The sequence below is a fragment of the Lacinutrix himadriensis genome (assembly GCF_001418105.1).
GTDB classification, from domain to species: Bacteria; Bacteroidota; Bacteroidia; order Flavobacteriales; family Flavobacteriaceae; genus Oceanihabitans; species Oceanihabitans himadriense.
In genome coordinates, this window is record NZ_LIQI01000017.1 from 77465 (window position 1) to 94294 (window position 16830).

The 16830-nt window shown below is 32.1% G+C and carries 13 protein-coding genes; 11 read left to right on the forward strand and 2 right to left on the reverse strand.

The features are described from left to right. Positions 1–5 precede the first annotated feature (5 nt). Positions 6–1646 (forward strand): right-handed parallel beta-helix repeat-containing protein, encoded by a 1641-nt coding sequence (locus AMD28_RS05035; protein ID WP_152975550.1) that lies wholly within the window; start codon positions 6–8, stop codon positions 1644–1646. Here the strand turns inward: AMD28_RS05035 and AMD28_RS05040 are convergent. After that, the gene (locus tag AMD28_RS05040) at positions 1643–2326 is read right to left on the reverse strand and encodes a cell division ATP-binding protein FtsE (protein ID WP_055443072.1); all 684 of its coding nucleotides are present in this window, start codon (positions 2324–2326) and stop codon (positions 1643–1645) included. The genes AMD28_RS05035 and AMD28_RS05040 overlap by 4 nt on opposite strands. Before the next feature lie 256 nt (positions 2327–2582). On the opposite strand from AMD28_RS05040, the gene AMD28_RS05045 reads away from it, so the two are divergent. The 7 genes from AMD28_RS05045 (at position 2583) to AMD28_RS05080 (ending at position 13536) form a co-directional block, all read left to right on the forward strand. Next, positions 2583–5603: a tetratricopeptide repeat protein gene (locus AMD28_RS05045; protein WP_055443073.1), complete on the forward strand. Its 3021-nt coding sequence runs from the start codon at positions 2583–2585 to the stop codon at positions 5601–5603. A 132-nt stretch (positions 5604–5735) separates the two neighbouring features. After that, a complete protein-coding gene (locus AMD28_RS05050; RefSeq protein WP_055443074.1) occupies positions 5736–6251 on the forward strand; it encodes a T9SS type B sorting domain-containing protein in 516 nt (171 codons plus the stop codon). A 40-nt stretch (positions 6252–6291) separates the two neighbouring features. Next, positions 6292–8049, forward strand: a complete 1758-nt coding sequence (locus AMD28_RS05055; RefSeq protein WP_055443075.1) for a TonB-dependent receptor — start codon at positions 6292–6294, stop codon at positions 8047–8049. A gap of 215 nt (positions 8050–8264) precedes the next feature. Further along, positions 8265–10481 carry a T9SS type A sorting domain-containing protein gene (locus AMD28_RS05065; RefSeq protein WP_083478242.1) on the forward strand — a complete coding sequence of 739 codons (2217 nt, stop codon included), beginning with the start codon at positions 8265–8267 and terminating at the stop codon, positions 10479–10481. A 208-nt stretch (positions 10482–10689) separates the two neighbouring features. Next, on the forward strand, positions 10690–12312 hold the full coding sequence (locus AMD28_RS05070; protein ID WP_055443078.1) for an amidohydrolase: 1623 nt from the start codon (positions 10690–10692) through the stop codon (positions 12310–12312). A 58-nt stretch (positions 12313–12370) separates the two neighbouring features. Continuing rightward, a complete protein-coding gene (locus tag AMD28_RS05075) occupies positions 12371–12901 on the forward strand; it encodes a DUF2059 domain-containing protein (protein ID WP_055443079.1) in 531 nt (176 codons plus the stop codon). 8 nt (positions 12902–12909) lie between these two features. After that, positions 12910–13536: a hypothetical protein gene (locus AMD28_RS05080; RefSeq protein ID WP_055443080.1), complete on the forward strand. Its 627-nt coding sequence runs from the start codon at positions 12910–12912 to the stop codon at positions 13534–13536. Here AMD28_RS05080 and AMD28_RS05085 read toward each other — a convergent pair. Further along, a complete protein-coding gene (locus AMD28_RS05085) occupies positions 13512–14210 on the reverse strand; it encodes a class I SAM-dependent methyltransferase (protein ID WP_055443081.1) in 699 nt (232 codons plus the stop codon). The two genes, AMD28_RS05080 and AMD28_RS05085, sit on opposite strands and share 25 nt — an antisense overlap. Positions 14211–14404: 194 nt before the next feature. On the opposite strand from AMD28_RS05085, the gene AMD28_RS05090 reads away from it, so the two are divergent. From AMD28_RS05090 to AMD28_RS05100, 3 genes are all read left to right on the forward strand, one after another. Continuing rightward, positions 14405–14899, forward strand: a complete 495-nt coding sequence (locus AMD28_RS05090; RefSeq protein WP_055443082.1) for a YkgJ family cysteine cluster protein — start codon at positions 14405–14407, stop codon at positions 14897–14899. A 106-nt stretch (positions 14900–15005) separates the two neighbouring features. Continuing rightward, entirely contained in the window at positions 15006–15848 is an 843-nt protein-coding gene (locus tag AMD28_RS05095) for a sterol desaturase family protein (protein WP_055443083.1), read from the forward strand. A 15-nt stretch (positions 15849–15863) separates the two neighbouring features. Beyond that, the gene (locus AMD28_RS05100; RefSeq protein ID WP_055443084.1) at positions 15864–16697 is read left to right on the forward strand and encodes a glycerophosphodiester phosphodiesterase family protein; all 834 of its coding nucleotides are present in this window, start codon (positions 15864–15866) and stop codon (positions 16695–16697) included. Positions 16698–16830 lie beyond the last annotated feature (133 nt).

The following is a 16830-nucleotide window of genomic DNA, read 5'->3' on the forward strand; positions in this document are numbered from 1 at the left end:
TTACTATGAAGAAAATCTGTCTTACTATTTTGTCTGCTTTATTTGTAACGCTAAGCGTTGCACAGCAAGAGTTTCATGTGTTTCCAGAAAACCATGAAACAACACCAGGAAAATCTACAGGAAACGGTTCGTTGCAAAATCCTTGGGATTTGCAAACCGCATTAACCCAATCTAATAAAACAGTTAAAGGTGAGGATACTATTTGGTTGCATGAAGGTATTTATAATGGTAGATACAATAGTACGCTGAATAGCACCATCCCAAATAAATATATAACAGTAAGTGCATATCCAAACGATCGAGTGATTTTAAATGGAAATGTTGCTTCTACCAACGGGCAGACGCTAGGCATTCGTGGCGGACAAGTAATTTATAAGGATTTTGAAGTTACTTGGTTGGGTGATTTTAATAGAGATTTTAGAATTAAGAAATTTAAGGGAATTGCAGGAGTTTATCATTTAGAAGGAAGAAATTGCAAGTTCATAAACCTTAAAATATATAATAATCCTGGATTAGGTTTTGGTTCTTGGAAAAGCACTGGAGGAACCTTAATTACTGAATGTTTTGTTTTCAATAACGGTGTGATTAATGAAAAAGGAAGAGGAGCAGGAGAAGGATTTTACGTCCAAAATAAAAGTGAAGAACAACGAATTATTAAAAACAATGTCATTTTTAATAATTACTATAAAGGTATTGAAGTTTGGTCTGCAGGAAGAGATGCCGATTTCGAATACGTTAAAAATATAACCCTAGATAATAATGTCGTATTCAATAGTGGTTTGCCTGCAAACAAATTTACCGTAGATAATATTATTGTCGCTTCAGACGATAGAAATGCTATAAACATTGCAAAGAATATTAAGGTTACCAATAATATTTTATATCATAACACAAACTATTTAAAAAATGAAGTAAATGGCGATGCACCATCTTTAACCATAGGGTTTTATCATAAAGCACCAGTAGAAAATGTGGTGGTGGATAATAATCTTATTTTAGGAAGAAATAACGCATTGAGAATACTGTATGCAAAAACACTAACCTTTACAAATAACATTGTTTATACGGGGTATATGAATTTTACAAACTCCGTTTTTGATCTAGCTAAAAATGAAAATTGGAAGTTTTCTAATAATACATATTATTCAAAAAACACGGCAGGTTTCCGAATTCATAAAACCAACTATTCCTTTAACGATTGGAAAACCAAGTTTAATATAGATACAAACAGCCAAAAAAAGCACATTGGAGCATTTAACTTAGCCAACGTTTTAGATATCACAAAAAGCGAATACAAAGCCAATAGTTACCGAGTGGTGCTTTTTAATAAAGATGCGCAGGATGTGGTTGTCGATTTCTCGGAATACAACATCGAAAAAGGAAGCAAGTATTCAATTACAGATGTGGAGAATTTAGACCGTGTTTTAAAAACTGGAACATTAACGGAAGATGCTAAGATAACCGTGCCAATGCAAGCAGTTAATCCTTCAGAAAATAAAACATTAAATAATTTCGGAGTATTTATTATCGAATTTAATGCGGTTGAAAAAACAGCATCCACTAATTCAAAAGATAAAAATGAAGATATTGAAAGTAACGATAAAAAGGAAAGCGGCTTGAAACGTTTCTTTAATTGGCTATTTTAACTCTTACGTTGTACCACTTCAAAAATCTGATTTTCATCACACTTTAAAGTTTTACTTGGGTATTTTAATAACAAAGCATAATCATGCGTAGCCATTAAAATAGTATTTCCATTTTTATTAATTTCTTGTAAAACTTCCATAACCTCAATACTGGTTTGCGGATCTAGATTTCCTGTTGGCTCATCTGCTAGGATTAATTCAGGATCATTCAATAAGGCTCTAGCAATAGCAACACGTTGTTGTTCACCACCAGAAAGTTCATGCGGAAACTTAAAACCTTTAGTTTTCATAGCAACCTTATCTAGAACTTCATCAATTCTAGTTTTCATTTTATCCTTGTCTTTCCAGCCTGTAGCTTTTAAAACAAACAATAAATTGTCGTTAATCGTTCTATCTGTCAGTAATTTAAAATCCTGAAAAACAACACCAAGCTTTCGTCTTAAAAACGGAATATCTTTTTCCTTTAATTTACGCAAATCATAATCTACAATATGTCCTTCACCTTGAGTTAAAGCCAAATCGCCATAAAGCGTTTTCATGAAACTACTTTTTCCAGAACCCGTTTTTCCTATTAAATAAACAAAGTCTCCTTTGTTAACTTCTACATTAACATCAGAAAGCACTAAGTTGTTTCCTTGAAAAATAGAAACATCTTTTAATTGTAAAACAAGATTCGACATAAAATAAATGGGTTTTTAAGAGTTGTAAATGTATTACTAAAAAACGCAAATCCAAAAGACAAATTCTAAAAACTAAAATCCAAAACCTACTTTATACTTCATAATTAATGGAATAAGATACATGCAACCTCTTTTTTTATTTCAACACGGTATTCATCTACCAATTTTTAATAAGTCGTTTATAATTATAACAAAATTATTTCGTTATCACTTACATATTGATTTATCTTTGATTCTTTAATAAAAAACATAGTCCATGACTAGAAAAAACCTTTACATACTTCTATTAGCTATCGCTTGTAGTTTCCCAATCTTTGCGCAACAATCTGCAACTTACACCAGTGATCTTGTAGCCTATCAAAAAGCGTTAAGCTTATATAATAACCAACAATATTTAGCAGCACAATCTTTATTTAGTCAAATAAAGAGAACGGCAAAAGCAGATGTTTTAGAAAGTGATTGTGCTTTTTATATAGCGAATTGTGCCGTGCGATTAAACCAACAAAATGCAGATCAACTAATCGAGAACTTTGTTGCAGATTATCCTACAAGTACCAAACGAAATACCGCTTATGTAGATGTTGCAGATTATTATTATATTAATGAAAAATATGCACACGCTAAAAAATGGTATGATAAAGTAGATGAAAGCGGATTAGCAAGAGCAGAAAAAGAAAGATTCAACTTTAATAATGGGTATGTTGCTTTTGTAACGCAAGATTTTAAAACAGCAAAAGAATATTTGAGTCGTGTAGAAAACTCACAAGAATATGGATCGCAAGCCAAGTATTATATTGGTTTTATGGCATATCAAAGTGATGATTATGATAAGGCAAATGAGTATTTTGATCAAGTTGGCGAAGAAGAGAAATACAAAGAGAAGCTTTCTTACTATCAAGCCGATTTACATTTTAAACTAGGGAAGTTTGAAGAAGCTATAAAACTAGCAAAAGAACAAGTTCCTAATAGTGATGAAACCGAAGTTTCGCAACTCAACAAAATCATTGGTGAAAGCTATTTTAACTTAGAGAAATATGCAGAGGCTATTCCTTTTTTATCTAAATATGAAGGAAATCGTGGTAAGTGGAATAACACCGATTATTACCAGCTTGGCTATGCATACTACAAACAAAAAGAGTATCAGAAAGCCATCAACGAGTTCAATAAAATTGTTGGAGGAAATAATAGCGTAGCACAAAATGCATACTATCATTTAGGGGAAAGCTATGTGAATCTAGACAAAAAACAAGAAGCTTTAAACGCGTTTCGTAATGCTTCAGAAATGGATTACGACTTAAAAATTCAAGAGGATGCATGGTTAAATTATGCGAAGATTAGTTACGAAATAGGAAATCCGTACCAATCTGTTCCGCAAGTGTTATCTACTTATTTAGATACATATCCAGAAACAGCCTACAAAAGCGAAATCGAAACCTTGCTAATCGATTCGTATATCACTTCTAAAAACTACAAGGAAGCTTTAAAATTATTAGAAGGTAAAAAGAGTTTTGAAAATAAAGTAGCATACCAAAAGGTGACTTTTTATAGAGGAATCGAATTTTACAATGAAAGCAAATATCAGGAAGCTTTAAAGCTTTTTAATACGTCTTTAAAAGAACCACAAGACGCTAAATATACTGCAAGAGCAACTTTCTGGAAAGCAGAAACGGATTATAATCTTTCTAATTTTGATGATGCTTTAGTTGGTTTTAAACAATTTGAACAACAAACTTCATCAACCAAAACGCCAGAGATTACCAACTTAGATTACAATATTGCATACACCTATTTTAAACAGAAAAATTATACACAAGCAACACAATATTTCAATCAATTTATAAGTAAAAGAAAAGAAGACAAAGTAAGATTGAATGATGCATATCTTCGTTTGGCAGATGGTTATTTTGTTTCTAGTCAGTATAACGAAGCCATTCAAGCTTATGAGGAAGCCATTAAAATAGGAAAAATCGAAGCCGATTACGCATTTTTTCAAAAGGCATTAAGTATTGGTTATGCCGGAAATGCTTCCCAAAAGATTGCCCAATTAGAAAGGTTTATAAATACGTATGAAGCTTCTAAATTACGCGATGATGCAATTTATGAGCTTGGTAATTCCTATGTAAAAGCAGGAAACACGGACAAAGCAATGCAAGCTTATGATCGTTTAAATAGTGAATATGCTCGTAGTGCATTTGTGCCAAAAGCATTACTCCGACAAGGATTAGTGTATTATAATGGAAGTGAAAATCAATCCGCTTTAACCAAATTTAAAAAGGTTGCTGCAGATTTCCCTGGAACTCCAGAAGCAAATCAAGCAGTTGCTACAGCACGTTTAATTTATATCGATTTAGGAAAAGTAGACGAATATGCTTCTTGGGTGAAAACCTTAGATTATATCGAGGTTACTAATGCCGATTTAGATAATACCACCTATGAAGCTGCCGAAAAGAAGTATTTAGATAATGAAACCGATAAAGCAATCAAGCAGTTTAATGGTTACTTGCAAGAATTTCCAAACGGATTACATGCTTTACAAGCGCATTTCTATGTCGCACAATTGTATTTCAAAAAAGATTTAAAGGAAACCGCTGCACCACATTTTAAATATGTTACCGAAGCTTCGCAAAGTGAATTTACCGAAGAATCTTTGATGCGTTTGGCACAAATTTATACAGAAAGTAAAAATTGGACAGACGCCATTCCTGTGTTAACTAGATTAGAAACGGAAGCAAACTTTCCGCAGAATGTGATCTTTGCACAATCTAATTTAATGAAAGCAAATTACGAGTTAGAAAAATATAATGAGGCCGTCGCTTACGCGGAAAAAGTACTATTAAAAAGTAGCTTAGATAATAAAATTAAAAGTGATGCACATGTGATTATTGCGCGTTCTGCTATAAAAACAGGAAACGAAGACAGAGCAAAAACGGCCTATGCACAAGTGGAATTAACAGCAACAGGAGAAACGGCTGCAGAAGCCTTATTCTATAACGGATATTTTAAAAATAAAGCAGGAAGTTACGAAGCATCCAATACCACCATCCAACGTTTAGCAAAAGACTATTCTGGATATAAATATTATAGCGCAAAAGGTCTAGTGGTGATGGCGAAAAATTATTACGCTTTAAAAGATGCCTTTCAAGCAACCTATATTTTAGAAAGTGTGATACAAAATTTTGCAGCCTTTGAAGATGTTGTTGCAGAAGCACAAACCGAATTAAGTAAGATAAAAGCAGAACAAGCAAAAACAAATGCATCGGTTGTTCCAGAAGATTAAACAAATTCCTGCGAAGGCAGGAATCTCATAATTAAAAAAGATAAAATTAAATGTCATGCGGAGCGCATTTATCTTCCGAAGCAATTACGAAGGTAGAGTAGAAGCATCTCATGATTCTGAAAAAATATAAGAATGAAAAAAATATTAGGTATTATAATGTGTCTTGTTCTGTTTATTTCTTGTGGCAATGATGATAACAACCAAGAAGATCAAGATGCTTTTGAAGGTTGTTGTTCTCCAGATCCTGTTTTTGGTGACAACGTTAATAATTTAGATCAAACACAAGGAGAGATAGTAGTTGTTAATTTATTTACGCCTAATAATGATGGCGTTAGAGATACCTTTAAAATACATAACATTAATCTTTACGCGAATCATACGGTAACTATTTATAATAGTAATGATGAAGTGCTTTTTGAAAGCTCAAACTATGGTGAGTATCCAAACTTTTTTCCATCAGAACAACCAAACGGAATAACACCCTATCAAGATGGAACGTATAAATATAAAATTGTAGTGGAGAACGAACAGACTTTTTTAAAATCTGGAACATTTTGTTTATTCACAAATAATCCAGTTATAGAACAAAATTTTAGCGAATGCGATCCTTTGGCAGATGGATTTGATCCAATCATTAGTGGTCTCTAAAAAGTAAGCTTTAAACCTTAGAATATTGAATACAAAGAATATGCAAAACAAATTTAAATATATAGTATTAACCATCTTAAGTTTTAATGTAATGGTTACGTTTTCCCAAGAACGAGAACAAGACACCTTAAATCCAGATGTAATTCAGGTTATAAAACCATATACACCTACGGTTTCCGATGCTTTTAAAGTAAAGGAAGTTCCATCTTTAGACGATGAAACAACAGCTGCCAAAAAGGAAATTAAATACAATATTTTTTCATTTCCTGTAGCATCTACTTTTACGCCAGCAAAAGGAAAAGCAGCAGTGGTAGATAAAGAAGAACCAGCAAAGTTATATGACAATTATGCAACACTTGCAGCAGGAATGTATACTTCCATTTTAGGGGAAGTATATTTAAATCATGCCATTAGTAGAACCGAAAGTGTAGGTGGTTATATCAGTCATCATTCTTCGCAAGGCGGTATTAACGATCTCCTTTTAGACGATAATTTTTCAAATACCAAAGTAAGTGCAAACTATGCTAGAAACGAACGCGATGTGGCATGGAATATAGAAGGAGGGTTTTTACACCAAAAATACAATTGGTATGGTATACCACAGCCTTTGTATGATGACGCTGCAGCGGATGCCATTGGAGATGTAGATCATACTTTCTACGGATTTAATCTTGGAGGAAATGTAGCTTTTACAGATTCGTATATTAATGAAGCTAGCGTTTTGTATAGACGATTTGGAGATAATAATAGTTCTGGGGAAAACAGATTTCTGGTAAATACCGATGGGGATTTTACGATGCAAGATTTGGACTTTAATATCGGTTTAAGAATCGATTATTTAGGAGGGAAGTTTGATAGAAACTATTTTACAGAAGAAGCCTTAAAATATGGTAACTTTAATATCGGACTTTCACCAACATACCAATTAATAAAAGAAGATTTAACGCTAGATTTAGGAGTTTCGTTGTTTTATTTAAATGATACAGAATCCGGAAAAAGTAAGTTCTTTATCTATCCAAATATTTCAGCATCGTACAGAATGGTAGATGAAATTTTAATCGCTTATGGAGGAATTCAAGGGGATTTGGTTCAGAATACCTATTATGATTTTGCACAAGAAAATCCGTTTGTATCGCCTACCTTATTTATGACACCAACCGATCAAAAATATAATGTTTTTGTCGGTTTAAAAGGAAAGATAGCCAACGGAATGAGTTATGATATTAAAGGAAAATATATAGCGGAAGGCGATAAAGCAATGTACCGAAATAATCTAGTTCCTTACGGATTTGACGCAGATGAAGCCTACCAAAACGGAAACGCTTTCGGTATTGTTTATGATGACGTTTCTACCTTTGGTGTTTCTGGAGAGATAAAGGCAGACATCAATAGAAATTTCACCTTAGGAGTCAAAGCAGCATATTTTAGCTATAATGTAGATGAAGAAGCAGAAGCGTGGAATCTTCCAAACCTAAAAGCAAATCTATTTTTAGATTATCAAATAACGAAACAATGGTTTGCAGGAGCAAATCTGTTCTATGTAGGAGAACGAAAAGGATTGACTGGTTTTAATGATGTTCAGAATATCACTTTTCCAGCGTTGTTAAATCCTACGGAAACCATCACCTTAAAAAGTTACTTTGATGCTAATGCACATGTTGGTTATCATTTAAACGATAGATGGTCGGCATTTGCAAAAGTGAATAATATTGCAAATCAAGAATATAACCGTTGGCAAAATTATCCTGTTCAAGGATTACAGTTTCTTGCAGGAGCAACGTATAAGTTTGATTTCTAAAATTGCTTTTTTTTATTTCCGCGAAGATGGAAATCTCAAACGAACTAATTTCATAAAGAATAAAAAACACCTTCCTTTTTTAAGGGAAGGTGTTTTTAGTTTTCTAATAAAGATAAATTGGGAAGTGTTAAAGCAAGGCGTTCATAATGAGCGCTTTTGTTATTTTGTAAACTCTTTATTTCTCTCTATTATTGCAGTATCTTAAACGAAACCTCATGAAACATATTTACCTACTCGTATTGGCTTGTATTACTTTTTCAATGGCTCAAGCTCAAAACATTTATATTCCTGACCCTAATTTTAAAAACGCACTAATTAATGAGTATTGTGCTGATTTTGATGGAGATGGTTATAGTGATGGAGATGTAGATACAAATAACGATAATGAAATACAAGTTTCGGAAGCTGAAGCTGTGCTGAAATTAGATTTAGAAGATTATAATATTTATTATACTATTGGTTTAGAATATTTTGTTAATTTAATTGAATTGGATCTTACTTTTAATAATTTGCAAGGTTTAGACATTAGTCAATTAACACAGTTAGAACTCTTGATTTTACCTGCAAATCAAATTACTTCGTTAGATTTATCTAATAATTTATTGTTAAACAGGTTAGAAGTTTCCGAGAATCAATTAACACAAATCGATCTTTCACAAAATGTTTCATTAGAACATTTGACTATTACACAAAATCAATTGCAATCATTAGATATGTCACATAATTTAGAATTATTAGAATTGTATTGCTCTAATAATCCATTAGAAGCTTTAGATATTAGTCAAAATAGTTTATTAGAACAAATGTCAGCAGATGAAACTTTATTACCAAGTTTAGATATTTCAAATACAGCACTACTTAGTTTGAATGTATTTAATAGTCCTAATTTGTTTTATATAAATGCAAAAAACGGTAAAAGTGTTATTTTTTATAATCTTATTAATTGTAATAATTTATCTTATGTATGTATTGATAATAAAAATTATGATTTTTTATTTAATTATATAACGAATAATTCTGGTCTGTCTAATGTAACAATAAATAGTTATTGTTCGTTTGTTCCAGGAGGAGATTTTTATACTATGGAAGGACAAAATAAAATCGATTTAAATAATAATGGATGTGATATAAACGATATTGTTTATCCTAGCCTTAAATTAAATATCACAAATAATGGCTTCTCTAATACTTTGTTTTCTAATTCTACAGAGTCATATTCAATCCCTATAACTGAAGGTGATCACACAATTAGACCAGTTCTTGAAAATCCAGATTATTTTAACGTTAGCCCAGAAAGTTTTACAGTAGATTTTCCATCAGACGCTAGTCCTTATACCCAAGATTTTTGTATCACTCCTAATGGAGAAAAAGATGATTTAGAAATTGTAATCATCCCATTAAATCAAGCGCGTCCTGGCTTTGATGCCGATTATAAAATAATATATAAAAACAAAGGAAGCACAACGTTAACTGGTACATTAGAGTTAATTTATAATGAAAATGCTGGATTGATGGACTTTGTTTCAGCAACACCCAATATAGATAGTGATATTGCAAATGTGCTAACATGGTCTTATTCCAATTTGCAACCATTTCAAACTCGAGAAATACTCGTTACTTTCAATTTAAATACACCAACAGAAACACCTCCGTTAAATGATGGGGACCCACTTGGTTTAGTCGCTAATATTTATCCTTTAGAAACAGACGAAACGCTTTCAGATAATAATTTTCAATTAAAACAAATTGTTGTTAATTCTTTAGACCCTAATGATAAAACCTGTTTACAAGGTGAAATCATTACACCAGATCAAGTCGGTAAATATGTACATTACATGATTCGTTTTGAAAATACAGGAACAGCGAGTGCTGTAAATATTGTGGTGAAAGATGAAATAGATTTGGCTAAATATGATGTGTCTACATTAATTCCTTTGCATGCTAGCCACGATTTTGTAACCAATATTAAAGAAGATAATATCGTTGAATTTATTTTCGAAGATATTAATCTTCCTTTTGATGATGCCAATAATGATGGCTATGTTGCTTTTAAAATAAAAACATTAGCAACCTTAGCTTTGGGAGATTCTTTTGCTAATGATGCAGAAATTTATTTTGATTATAATGCACCAATTATAACCAATAATGAAGAAACAACTATTGGTGAAAATTTAAGTGTAGAAGAAACTTCAATGCAAGATTTTGTAACAATGTATCCAAATCCAATAAATAATGTTTTACATATTAAAAGTAAAAATGCACTAGAAACGGTTTCTATTTATGATGTAAACGGAAGACAGTTACAAACCATTTCATTTACAGGAAATAAATTAGATACAGAAATAAACACAAGCGCATTCTCTCAAGGTGTTTACTTTGTGAAAATAAAAACGGAAATTGGTATACAGACCACAAAGATTATTAAGAATTAAGTTTTCATGTTTTGGATGTCCCCTCGAGGGTTATCGAAATGAAAATATATTTTCATTGAAGATACCGAGCGTAGCTCATTAGGGGTGTTTTTTTGTTATTAACTCTAGCCTTAAGTTTGGAATTTGTAAAGTGTTTATGTTTTTGTCAAGAGAACTTTAGAACTGTCTTTTTAATTCAAATAAATTATATTTACAAAAACTTCCACCAATGAAAAATATTCTTTCCATTACAATTCTATTGCTAATCTTCTCATGTAATACGGAAAAACAACAAGTAGACTCCATAATTACCAACGCAAAAGTATACACTGTAAATCCAAACTTTGAAACCGCAGAAGCATTCGCAATTAAAGACGGAAAGTTTATAGAAGTTGGTAATACAATCGATATTAAAAATAAGTTTGTTGCAGATACTATTATCGATGCTAAAGGACAAACCATCGTTCCGGGACTTATAGATGCACATTGTCATTTTTATACATTAGGTCAGTTTACCCAAATTGTAAACCTTGTCGGTACCACTAGTTTTGTAGATGTTATAAAAAGAGTAACCGATTTTCAGGACAAAAGAAAGAAGTCTTTTATTATAGGTCATGGTTGGGATCAAAACGATTGGGAAGAAAAAGAATACCCAAACAAAGCATTATTAGATAGATTATTTCCAGAAACGCCAGTAGTATTAAGCAGAATTGATGGTCACGCTATGTTATGTAATCAAGCTGCTTTAGACTTAGCTAAGATTACCAAAAATACCAAAGTAGCAGGAGGAGAAATACTTCTAGAAAATGGAAAACTTACCGGAGTTTTAATAGATAATCCTATGGCGTTGGTAGAAGCCATTTTTCCGAAACCAACTAAGCAAGAACAAATCGCAGCATTACTAGAAGCACAAACGATTTGTACTAGTTTAGGATTAACAACCGTTTCTGATGCAGGATTAAATAAAGATGTTATTCAACTTATAGATAGTTTACAACAAGCTAAAAAACTAAACATGCGCGTGTATGCTATGCTTAGCAATACCAAAGAAAACCTAGATTATTACCTTCCTAAAGGAAAAATTAAAACCGAAAAACTTAATGTACAATCCGTAAAAGTGTATGCAGATGGCGCTTTAGGTTCTCGCGGAGCAGTTTTAAAAGAAGCGTATACCGATAAACACGATCATTTTGGAGCCATGGTTATTGGTTTAGACGATTATGAAAACTTGGCGACACGAATTGAAAAAGCAGGCTATCAAATGAATACGCATGCGATTGGAGATTCGGCAATTCACTTTGTTTTAAATACCTACAATAAAACACTAGAAGGAAAAACAGACAGACGTTGGCGAGTAGAACATGCGCAAGTAATAACAGACAACGATTTTGAGTTTTTTAAAAACGAAAACATCATTCCTTCCATACAACCAACACACGCTACAAGTGACATGTATTGGGCAGAAGAGCGTTTAGGAAAGGAAAGAATAAAAGGAGCCTATGCCTATAAAGCTTTATTAGAAAAGAGTGGAAGCGTGGCTTTAGGTACCGATTTCCCTGTAGAGCAGGTAAGTCCGTTTTTAACCTTTTACGCTGCAGTAGCTAGACAGGATGTAAAAGGATTTCCAGAAGATGGGTTTAATAAAGAAAACGCATTAACCAGAGAAGAAACCTTAAAAGGAATGACCATTTGGGCAGCACATGCTAATTTTGAAGAACAAGAAAAAGGAAGCATAGAAGCTGGTAAGTTTGCAGATTTTATTATTTTAGATAAAGATATTATGGAAGTTCCTGTTCTTGAAATTACTAATATAAAAGTGCAGCAAACTTTTATTGATGGCGTGGCACAATAATTGCTTTCTTTGTAAAAACATTTATTAACTAAGATTACCGCTTTCGCGGAAAGTAAACATGAAAAAAATATATACACTAGTAATCGCCTTAATTGTATCTACAACAACTTTTGCACAAGTAGATGCGTATAGCGAAGACGTAAAACAATGTATTAAGAGCAATGGTACGTATGCCTATTATGAAGATGTAGTAGATCAAATGTTTGGTATGTTGCAAGAGCAATATGCTTCACAAGAGGTTCCAGAAACGCTTTGGAACGAACTTAAAGGACTTAAAACAGAATCGTTAGAAGAATTAAGCCAAATGGTAGTTTCTGCGTATCGCGGACATTTTACTCACCAAGATGTAAAAAACATGAATGATTTGTATGCAACGAAAGCAGGACAAAATATGTTTAAAGAAGCAGGGAACCTTACCGAAGGGGATAAAGTAGCTTTAACCGAGTTTTACAGAAGTGATACCGGACAAAAAATTACGGGATCTCAAGATTCTATGAATGCTTCTATGAGCAAAATTTCTGAAATGTGGAGTAGTGGTTTTTATAGAACGATAGTAGATAAGTTAAGCGAAAAAGGATTTAACTTATAAACTTTAGCATGAATAAAAATATTCTATTCCTTTTTATAATTTTCAGTAGTATACAATTAAGTCATGCTCAATATGACTCTTGGTCAAAAGCGGAAGTTCATTTTATAGATGGAACTGTTAAAGCTGGAGAAGCAAAATTACCAATAGGAGGAACAGGAGGTCCATTTTATGCAAATGATAAATTAAGATTTAGAATTGCAGATAGAAAGCCCGTCAAACTAATTGAAGCTAAAAAAATAGAGAAAGTAATTTTAAAGGTCTCCTATACAAAAAAGGTTAAAGGGAAAAGGATTAAAAAAAATAGAGAAGCTACTATCATTACCATTAATAAAAATAAGAAAAAAAATAAAAAGGGTTTTGCTGAATTAATCGTAGATGGTAAGGTTAAACTTCTTAAGCGAAAAGTTAATTATAATTCTAATAATAGAATTTCTGTAATTACAGAGTCTCTTTTAGTTAGAAATGAAGAGGTTCCAATTCCTTTTAATTACGCAGAATTAAAATCATTTAGAAAACGTGCCATGGAATTTTTTAGTGATTGTTCTAGCTTGGTTTCCAAAATTGAAAATAAAGTTTTTAAGAGAGAAGAACTAATAGCAATTGTTAATTATTATAATGATAATTGTGCTAAATAATCAAAATGGTCTCCTTCTGTAATTAATTCACATTTTAGCCCAACCGAAGTACAAGCAGTAAGCAAGGTGTTAAAATCTAAATACAACCATTTCATTGGTTTTTCATCCTCTCCTTTATAGCTTAAAAAATAATCGAGTTCGCCATAATAATTGGCAGTAGTATCCATCCAAAATCCACCATCTTCATCTTCGTACATATATTTAATATCACTAGAATCTATTAATATTTGTCCGTCCGGATTTAAAATACTTTTTAAATGCTTCAAATACGTCGCCACTTGATCCAGCTCTTGAAATATTCCTGTACCATTCATCAGTAATAAGATAGTGTCAAAAGTTTCGGTTTCCTTTAAAAGATCTTTTACTTCCGCTTTAAGAACGCCTCTCTTTTTACAAACTTCTATAGCTCCTTTAGAAATATCTATAGCTTGTACTGCAATGTTTTTTTCCTGTAAATACAAACTATGACTACCAGCTCCTGCTCCAACATCTAATACTTTTCCTTTGGAAAGTTGTAAAGCTTTTTGCTCAAGTTTAGGCATTTCAGAAAAACTTCTAAAAAGATATGGAATCGGTAATTCATCTGCATCACTAATATTGGTAGAAGTAATAATGTCTTCTGTATAGTTTCCGTTTTGGTAATCTAATAAGGCTTTTCCGAATAAATCTTTCATTAAAATTTTATTTTCATTTCCGTGAAAACGGAAATCTTTTTATTTATTGTTATTAGTCACACTAAGCGCAGTCGAAGCGAATCCAGCAATCTGTGTTTAATTAATTATTCTGTCATATTGAGCGCAGTCGAAACATCCTGATTATTTTGCTGTATCACTTCGTTCTAATTAACAAGTTTAATTACTTTTGCTTTATGGAAGAATTTCTAAAAGAACTCCCAAAGCTTGCCAAAGATAAGCATAAGGAAAACAAAACCTTTTTTACAAAGCTAAAAAAGAAAGCACCAAAAAATTTAGATTACATCATGCAAGAATTGCATGAAGAAGAATTTGAGCGTACCGATTGTTTAACCTGTGCTAATTGTTGTAAAACTACAGGTCCTTTGTTTACCGATAAAGATGTAGAAAGAGTTGCAAAACATTTTAAGCAAAAGCCACAGCAGTTTATTGCTAATTATTTGCGTGTAGATGAAGACAATGATTATGTATTGCAGTCTGTACCTTGTACCTTTTTAGGAGCAGATAATTACTGTTCCATTTATGATGTGCGACCAAAAGCATGCAGAGAGTTTCCGCATACAGACAGAAAAAAGTTTCAGCAAATTTCTAATCTTACCATGAAAAACGTGGCTATTTGTCCGGCAGCTTTTAATATTGTAGAAGAAATGAAAAAACGAATAAAGGTCTAGTTTTTAGCGTGTTAGTTTTGTTTTGAGTTGCTGTAATTCCTTGTGTAGAAAATAAGAGCTACGAGAAAAATCGTTTTTACTATCTTTAAAACAAAACATTTCAAATTTGGAAAACCTTATAAACTACTTTGAAACTATTCCTAGCTTACATAGAAGTCTTATTCTTGTTGGAGGAATTACATTTTTTTGGCTATTAGAAGGTGTTTTACCGCTGTATAAATTCGAATATAAAAAATGGAAACATGCAGTTCCAAATTTATTCTTTACGGGAACAACAATAATTATAAACTTTGCACTCGCTTTTTTGCTACTTAAAAGTGCCGATTGGGTGAAAGCAAACGACTTTGGGATTATTAATTGGTTACCTGAAATGCCGTTAGTTTTATATGTATTTCTAGGTGTATTTTTTCTGGACTTTTTTGGAGCGTATTTAGCCCATTTTGTAGAACACAAAGTGAATGTCTTATGGAAGGTGCATTTGGTACATCATACCGATCATAAAGTAGATGCAACAACAGCAAATAGACATCATCCGTTAGAAAGTATTATCCGTTTTGCTTTTACTTTATTCGGAGTGTTTATCGTTGGTACACCAATTGCAATTGTAATGTTGTATCAGTCACTATCTTTAATCGCTACACAATTCACACATGCTAATATTAAGTTGCCTAGAAAGGTTGATACTGTGTTAAGTTACTTTTTGGTTTCTCCAGATATGCATAAAGTACACCATCATTATGTGTTGCCTTATACCGATTCTAACTACGGAAATATTTTTTCGGTTTGGGATAGACTTTTGGGGACATTCATGAAATTAGATAGAGACAAATTAATCTATGGAGTCGATGTTTTTCCACACGAAGCAGAAAACAGTAGCATTACTAATTTGCTAAAACAACCATTTCAAAAATACAGAAATGCTACCAAGTTAGATGCAAAAGAAAATTAATTATCATTTCTATTTATGAATAGTAAAACTTCACGAATAATAGATATTCAAGGACACAGAGGTTGTAGAGGTTTAATGCCAGAAAACACACTTCCTGCATTTCAAAAAGCAATAGCATTAGGCGTGGATACCTTAGAGTTGGATGTGGCTATATCTAAAGATAATAAGGTGATTGTCTCACACGAACCTTATATGAATCCAGATATTTGTTTAGATCCTAACGGAAAAGAAATTCCAGAACCGGATGGTGAAAAGTACAATCTATACCAATTATCATATTTAGAAATTAAAGATTTCGACTGTGGCACAAAATTTTATGAAAGATTCCCCAATCAAGAAAAAATACAAACCTATAAACCGTCGCTAGATGAAGTCTTTAGTGCTTCTGAAGCATTAAATAAAAATATTAAATACAATATTGAAATTAAAGCGCTTCCTGTATATGATGGTGTTTTCACACCTAAACCAAAAGAATTTGTGAAACTCGTTTTACAAACTATTCAAGAACATCAAGTGTTTAATAGGTGTAATTTGCAATCTTTTGATGTACGTATTCTAGAAGAAATAAAAAAGCAAGCTCCAGAAATGCAAGTGGCTATTTTGGTAGATGCATCCGAAGGGATTTCAGAAAAACTAAAGCAGTTAAGCTACAAGCCAGAAATAATAAGTCCGTATTATAAACTGTTAGATAAAGAAACTACAAACTATTATCAAGAACAAGGGTTTAAAGTAATTCCGTGGACTGTGAATACTGCTTTTCAAATGCAAGAAATGATAGACTTTAATGTCGATGGAATAATTACTGATTTTCCAGATGTATTATTGCAGATTTGGCAACAAAAATATTAAAATTTTAAAAGTGCTGTGTGTATTGAAGTGAAAGCTTGTTATATTGTTGGTTTTTGTAAAAAATCGAAAGTGTTTTACGTTTTTTCTTCAATTTGGTAGAAACTAAAGTCTTTTATTTCAGTCGAATAGCATT